General features: G+C 43.8%; 7 protein-coding genes and 1 pseudogene. 5 read left to right on the top strand and 3 right to left on the bottom strand.

Annotation, left to right across the window (positions count from 1 at the left end):
- Both PN499_RS12850 and PN499_RS12845 read right to left on the bottom strand, forming a co-directional pair.
- On the bottom strand, positions 1–818 hold an 818-nt coding region (locus PN499_RS12850; RefSeq protein ID WP_272032328.1), incomplete at its 3' end, for a tetratricopeptide repeat protein.
- Entirely contained in the window at positions 815–2,257 is a 1,443-nt protein-coding gene (locus PN499_RS12845) for an ATP-binding protein (protein WP_272032327.1), read from the bottom strand. The genes PN499_RS12850 and PN499_RS12845, both read right to left, overlap by 4 nt.
- Before the next feature lie 497 nt (positions 2,258–2,754).
- Between PN499_RS12845 and PN499_RS12840 the strand changes: the two genes are divergently transcribed.
- The 4 genes from PN499_RS12840 (at position 2,755) to PN499_RS12825 (ending at position 5,374) form a co-directional block, all read left to right on the top strand.
- Positions 2,755–2,949: a hypothetical protein gene (locus PN499_RS12840; RefSeq protein WP_272032325.1), complete on the top strand. Its 195-nt coding sequence runs from the start codon at positions 2,755–2,757 to the stop codon at positions 2,947–2,949.
- A gap of 86 nt (positions 2,950–3,035) precedes the next feature.
- Positions 3,036–3,935 (top strand): EamA family transporter, encoded by a 900-nt coding sequence (locus PN499_RS12835; RefSeq protein ID WP_272032324.1) that lies wholly within the window; start codon positions 3,036–3,038, stop codon positions 3,933–3,935.
- Positions 3,936–4,055: 120 nt separating this feature from the next.
- Positions 4,056–4,178, top strand: coding sequence for a hypothetical protein (locus tag PN499_RS12830; protein ID WP_272032323.1), 123 nt, complete (start codon positions 4,056–4,058; stop codon positions 4,176–4,178).
- A gap of 533 nt (positions 4,179–4,711) precedes the next feature.
- Positions 4,712–5,374 carry a cupin domain-containing protein gene (locus PN499_RS12825; protein WP_272032321.1) on the top strand — a complete coding sequence of 221 codons (663 nt, stop codon included), beginning with the start codon at positions 4,712–4,714 and terminating at the stop codon, positions 5,372–5,374.
- Between the two features lie 139 nt (positions 5,375–5,513).
- Here PN499_RS12825 and PN499_RS12820 read toward each other — a convergent pair.
- A pseudogene (locus tag PN499_RS12820) lies at positions 5,514–5,621 on the bottom strand (transposase); the annotation flags it as partial.
- A 38-nt stretch (positions 5,622–5,659) separates the two neighbouring features.
- Between PN499_RS12820 and PN499_RS12815 the strand changes: the two are divergent.
- A partial coding sequence (locus PN499_RS12815) for a helix-turn-helix domain-containing protein (RefSeq protein ID WP_272032320.1) occupies positions 5,660–5,922 on the top strand: 263 nt, incomplete at its 3' end.

Here is a 5,922-nt window from a genome sequence, read left to right as displayed (position 1 = left end):
TTGCGATCGCCAATTTCTATGGCTATTTGCAAGAGTTTCTCGTGATATTCAATGGCCAGGCGGTAGTCTCCCAGGGATTTGTAGGCAATGCCCAAATTCCCATAAGCTCCTCCCTCCCTACCGAGATCGCCAATTTCTCTCGCTATTTCCAAGTGTTTCTCGTGATATTCAATGGCACGGCGGTAGTCTCCCAGGGATTGGTAGGCATTGCCCAAATTCCCATTAGCTCGTCCCTCCCCATTGCGATCGCCAGTTTCTAGTGCTATTTCCAAGTGTTTCTCGTGATATTCAATGGCCAGGCGGTAGTCTCCCAGAGAATCGTAGGCAATGCCCAAACCGCAGTAACAAATGCTATCGCGGTATTTATTATCTAACTTGCCTAAAAGTTGGTTGTATAATTCAATCCGTAGCCGATAATAACCCCAAGTATGTAACTGATTGTGCAATTCTTCCCGTGTCGGCGTATCGCAGCGAATAAAAAGGACTTCCCAAGCTTCTTCCCATGCTGCCAATTCACAGAAATGGTGAAATGCTTCCAGGTAGTGACTCACTTTCTCTAAATTATCAGCCGTTGGCTGAGGTTCATACTCTTTTAAATAAGAAAAAATCAGACCGACACGGGCTTCTTCTGTCTTTGTTAACTCTCTCACGCTCTGAAATTCCTGACTTTCCTGTGCAGAAATTTCCGCATCTATTCCTGCATCATCCCATCCCGGTATCACCCACTTTCCCGCCGCAGTCCGCCGCAGCATTGGTAATTCTTCCTCTGATAATTCCAGCCAATTCACAACTCGGTAGGCGATCGCATTTTGACTCATGCTTGCACCTCCCCATCCAATTTTTTCAAGTGTTCCAAGGCAACTCGCCGCATTAACGGATGGAGGCTATAGACAATTCTATTACTTGCCGTATTTTCATGTTCTAAAAAGAAGCGCCGCTGCAATGTTTGAAACGCTAACTTTTGGATTTCTGGCTCAAATTTGTTCATTAACCTCAACCAAACACGGCGTTCTTCTGGCCGTCGAGAAATTCCTCCCTTACACAGTAACTCATGGGCAATTGGGTCAGCCTTCCGCAATCGTTCCACCGTATTTTCTATGCGAATTAATACTAAATCTTGCAAATTAGGGCTAAAGCGGTCAATTGTGGGTTTATCGTCTTTAGGATCGCCCTCTGTCTTAGCTTTTAGCTTTTCTGCCTCTTCAATCTCTTCGCCATAATCACACCAATAAAGCTCAAGATTGCCGTTGTAGGGACTCTCGCGCACTTCCCCCGCGATCGCGCTTAAAGCTAAGGGATGCCCTTGGTAAACTGCAAAAATCCGCTTCAGATATCCCTGAGTTTTTTCTCCCTCAACTGTCACATCCCACTGCCGAAATAACGCGATCGTCTCCTCTTCCTCCAAACCGCGTAGAGGCTTCTCAAAAAATCTATCTTCAGGGTAGTGTCCTTGTGCCATAATCGGCGGTCGATCTTGAGAAGTGAGGACAATTCGCGACGGCATTTTATCCGCTAATACCACCCGATCTAAAAACTTTGCAAATAGGGAATCTTTAAACTGATGGCCGCTTTTTCCGTCTGGTTCTAATATTACTTCGATCATATCAAGTATCAGCAAAATCGGCTGGGATTTTAACTGATTTACCATTGCATTAATGAGATTATCGGTATTTTTTTCCCCCTGTAACTGGGGAGTGTTGGCTTCTGCGCCTAAAATGCGATCGGCCACTACTTGAAATGTTGGAGATTCTTGGAAAAAACTTATCTCTTTTTCTGGCAATTTTTGGCTGAGTTGGGGTTGTTTGGCGAGTTGTTTGGCCAGGGAAGTTTTGCCGATGCCGGTGATACCAACTATGGAGAGAATGCGACAGTTTCCTTGGAGTTTTTCGATCAGTTCATTGATGAGAGTTTCGCGGCCTACCCATCGGGGTTGGGAATCAGGAGGATCGTCAATGATAGGTTTTAAATCCTCTTCTAATTGATGGTCACTTGATTCTAAACTTAATCCAAAAATCTCAAAGAGAATACGGATAGATTTTTCATCAACTCCTTCAATCCCCTTCAATATTTTTCGGATGGTATCAACTCCTATATATTCTTTTTTATCTTTAAATATTTTATAAATTTGGTTGGCTGTTGCTTTGCTAATACCATTTTCACTTGCCCAATTGTCAATTGCTGGCTGAAGTTTATCTCGGCCTTGGTTAGTAAGGATGCGGCCGCGAGCACGTTCAATCTCTGATTGTTTGTTTGTCATCACTTCCCTCACTTCCTACCTATAGGAATTTTAGCATAAGCCACGAAACATCATTAGGACTACGCAAAAAAACCCGGTTTCTTTGAAAGATTGTCGCTCTCTACGAAAGATTGATGCAGAAACCGGGTTTTTGGCCCCCGTGCATAAGATTAGGACTACACAAAAAAACCCGGTTTCTTTGAAAGATTGTCGCTCTCTGCGAGAGATTGACGCAGAAACCGGGTTTTTGGCCCCGCGTGCATAAGTCCCAATCATTTCACCGAAGTTAACGAAGATAATAAGTTCGTTGCCGAAGTTTAGGATAATTTTTGATGCAAATTCAGAAGTTTAGCGCCTATAAAGTTATGCGATTCTATTTTAGTTAAATTCTGTATTTTACCCTTGTTTTACCCTTGTTTTGTAAGGGTGATTACTCAATAATGAAGTTGTTCAAGAGAAAAGATATCTAGCTTCAGTCCGACTGAAGCCAGACATCGAAAATTTAAACCACTCCTAGTATGACACAAATTCAACGAAGACAACTTCTTTGGTTTGCTGTTACTCATTCTGGCGTTCTTTCGATTTTCGCAGTGGGTTTTCTATGGGGATTACCCCTCTTCTGGAAAGCCTCTGAGAGCGAAGTCAATCACGCGATCGCCAACGCTTGTGTACCAAATAGCAATCCAGAAGGTACTCATTGTACCCCGCCTTAATTGAAACCTTGACCTTCCAATCAGAAAAGACCTGCTGGCTTCTAATCGAGGCCAGACAGGCCACATCTAAAACGTGAGTTAATTATATGACAATTCAACTGCAAAAAAGACAGCCTGTTCAGGCGGCTGTCACCCCTTCTGGCGTTCTTTACGTTGCCTCCGCAGGCTTTTTATGGGGCATTTACTGTATCTTCTACAAAGGCTTTCCTGAGATCGAAGCATATCAAATTGCCGCATTTCGGGCGATTGGTTCCTTCATCTTCTTGTCCCTTTTCGTACTCCCAAATAATGGCTGGTCGAAAGTTAGCGAAATCTGGAAATCAGGCAACTTATTCGCCTTAACTTCCTCCGCTTTCTTTCTAGGGATGCACGTTATTTTGTATATCTTTGCCATCCAAAAAGGGCGAGTGATGGAATGCAGCGCGGGAATGTTTCTCAGCTATATTGCTTCGATGATTCTCGGCTTAATCGTATTTCGGGAACGCTATCAATTGTTAAACTGGCTAGCCCTGATCTTAGGCGTAGCAGCTACCGCTTTATTGACCAGCAATGCTGAAGATTTCCCTTGGTTTGCCGTTGGCATTGGATTAACTTGGGCATTCTATGGTCTAGCCCGAAAAAAAGCATCTGTTGATGCTGAACCCATTGTTCAAACCTTAGTTGAAATGGCAATTTTAGCAGTACCATCTGCTATTTATCTGCTCTGCTTTGCCAACCTCGAAACTGTCACTAACTTGCCCGAATTAAACCGCCTTTTGCTAATTATTGGCTGTGGGGCTACTGCCATCCCTTCTGTCTTGTATGGCGAAGGTGCTAAGCGCTTGCCTCTGTCAGCTTTAGGCTTGTTTCATTCCCTCTCACCAAGTCTTCAGTTTCTTTTGGCTATCTACGTTTATCACGAAACAGCATCCCCTGTAAAAATGCAGGCTTTTGGATTACTTTGGTTAGCTCTTGCATTGTACTCCTACCAACAATGGAAGCGGTGATAAATAGTTGAAAAAGCGCCGATCGGAATCGGCGCTGCCACTTCAACACTACCATTCGCGATCGCTTTCAATCTAAATTGGTCAGGATCTACGATCGCAGTACAGCCGCCAAGTGCTACAGTGACTTTATCGCTAAGACGATCGCGATCGCACCCCCAGCATCCCCTGCTCTACTCATTTAGCGATCGCATCTTGAAAAATAGTCGCAATTTGATTGCAGCTAGAACATTTTTGCAATTTTAGGAATTACGCAAAATCGCAGTACGGCCGCTTTCCAAGCGCGGTATTCTTACCCCCAGGATGGCGGCGTTACGCGATCGTGCCTAAGTAATGAAAGTTACATTCCCAATTTAATCAGATCAATTATTAATAAAAATATAGTTGGTAGCATAGCTAGCAGATTTTTTAGCTAATATCCTGCATTCTGAATTATAGGAGATAACTCAGCGTTTGACAGTTCTTTAAGAGCAGAATGGCAACAATGTCATGACTTACACGCGCAGGGCAAAAACCCAGTTTCTGCATCAATGTCTCTCGGAGAGATTCATTATTTTTCACCAGAAACCGAGCTTACGTCCCCGTCAGCCAAACGGTTTTTTGCGTAAGTCCTAAATGTAAAAGACGCAGAAGGTTAGCAAATCTATACCTAATTTGAAAGAAATTGCCTGTTACCTACAGACACCCATCTTCTCTGTCCCAGAAATATTCCCTCTCCTCACCACAAGAGCCGTCTCCCTATCTTCTAGCCAACTATTAAACTCAATCCACAAGCAATCATGATGAACTCCTCAAATTTACCTGGGGACGATCGAGCAATTCCCTCCTCTCCCTTAGATCGACTGCTACAGTTAGAACTACAAGCAGGAATTACAAACCTATTCTGTCAATCCTGCGATCGCATCACCCGCGAGTTACTGTCAAAGTGTCAGTGGACATTGAAGACTTCCGAACCAGTTCTAATTTTAGAGATTTTTTGTTCCGATCTGGAAACCTACCAAGCAATTAATCAAGTTAAAACCCAGATGAGCAGTTCGTTAAAGGAGTTGTTTACTGAACAATCCCAAATTAAGATTAATCTAAGCGATCGCCAAGCAACCCTTGCTCAATCGGTTACAACAACTCCTAGCATCTCCGAACAGACGATCGCACCTCCGCTATCAGATCGGATTGCTTACTTGGATCGGGAAATCCATAAAATAGTTCTGTCTAAAGACGAGCGATCGCAATTCTCCTTAGTCTGTATTTCTGCTGGAGATGATATTCCTACTCATTCAGCATTGCGCGGAACAGCGATTTATGTTTTGGAAGGACAGGGAAAACTCGATCGCGCCGGGAATCAAATCTCACTGCAACCCGGTAGTTTCGCTTATGTCCCACCAAAAACAATTCATACCCTCAGCGCGATCGACAACCTAGCAATTTTGTATGCTTGGGTTTAGCTAAACAGACGGGAATCCCCACACCATACCGCTTCGGTTGGTGTGGGATGGAAGGCGCGTGAGATGAGGATTCCACCTGTTCACAATCTCAAAGCATAGCTTTGAGCAGTGGGCAGGTGGATGATGAGGCGAACAAATATTATTCAACTGGCCTATCTTGCTCCTCAATGTACTTCTTTAATTGCTCAACCGTCACGCCACCACATGAAGCAATAAAATACCCATTTGTCCAAACAACATCCCTTGTTAAATTAACACTGATTGATGCGTATCGGCTGCAACGCAATGAAGGCGACCTACCAGTACCAATTCTATCCCGACACCAATCAAAAGCTAATCCTCAACCAATGGCTCAGAATTTGCCGTTATTGGTATAACCGCCAGCTAGGGGATAGATTTGATTGGTGGGAAAAGAATCGCACTGCTGTTAACGCTTGTCCATTGATAACGAGCATCGCCGCTCCCAGAGAGAAGCCAAATTACTACCACCAAAAACAACAACTACCAATTCTCAAAAAAGATTTGGTTAAAGTAGTCCATAGTGGTGA

The organism is Kamptonema animale CS-326 (assembly GCF_028330895.1).
In the GTDB taxonomy this organism is placed as follows: domain Bacteria; phylum Cyanobacteriota; class Cyanobacteriia; order Cyanobacteriales; family Microcoleaceae; genus Kamptonema; species Kamptonema formosum.
This window is presented reverse-complemented; position numbering and strand designations above follow the sequence as displayed.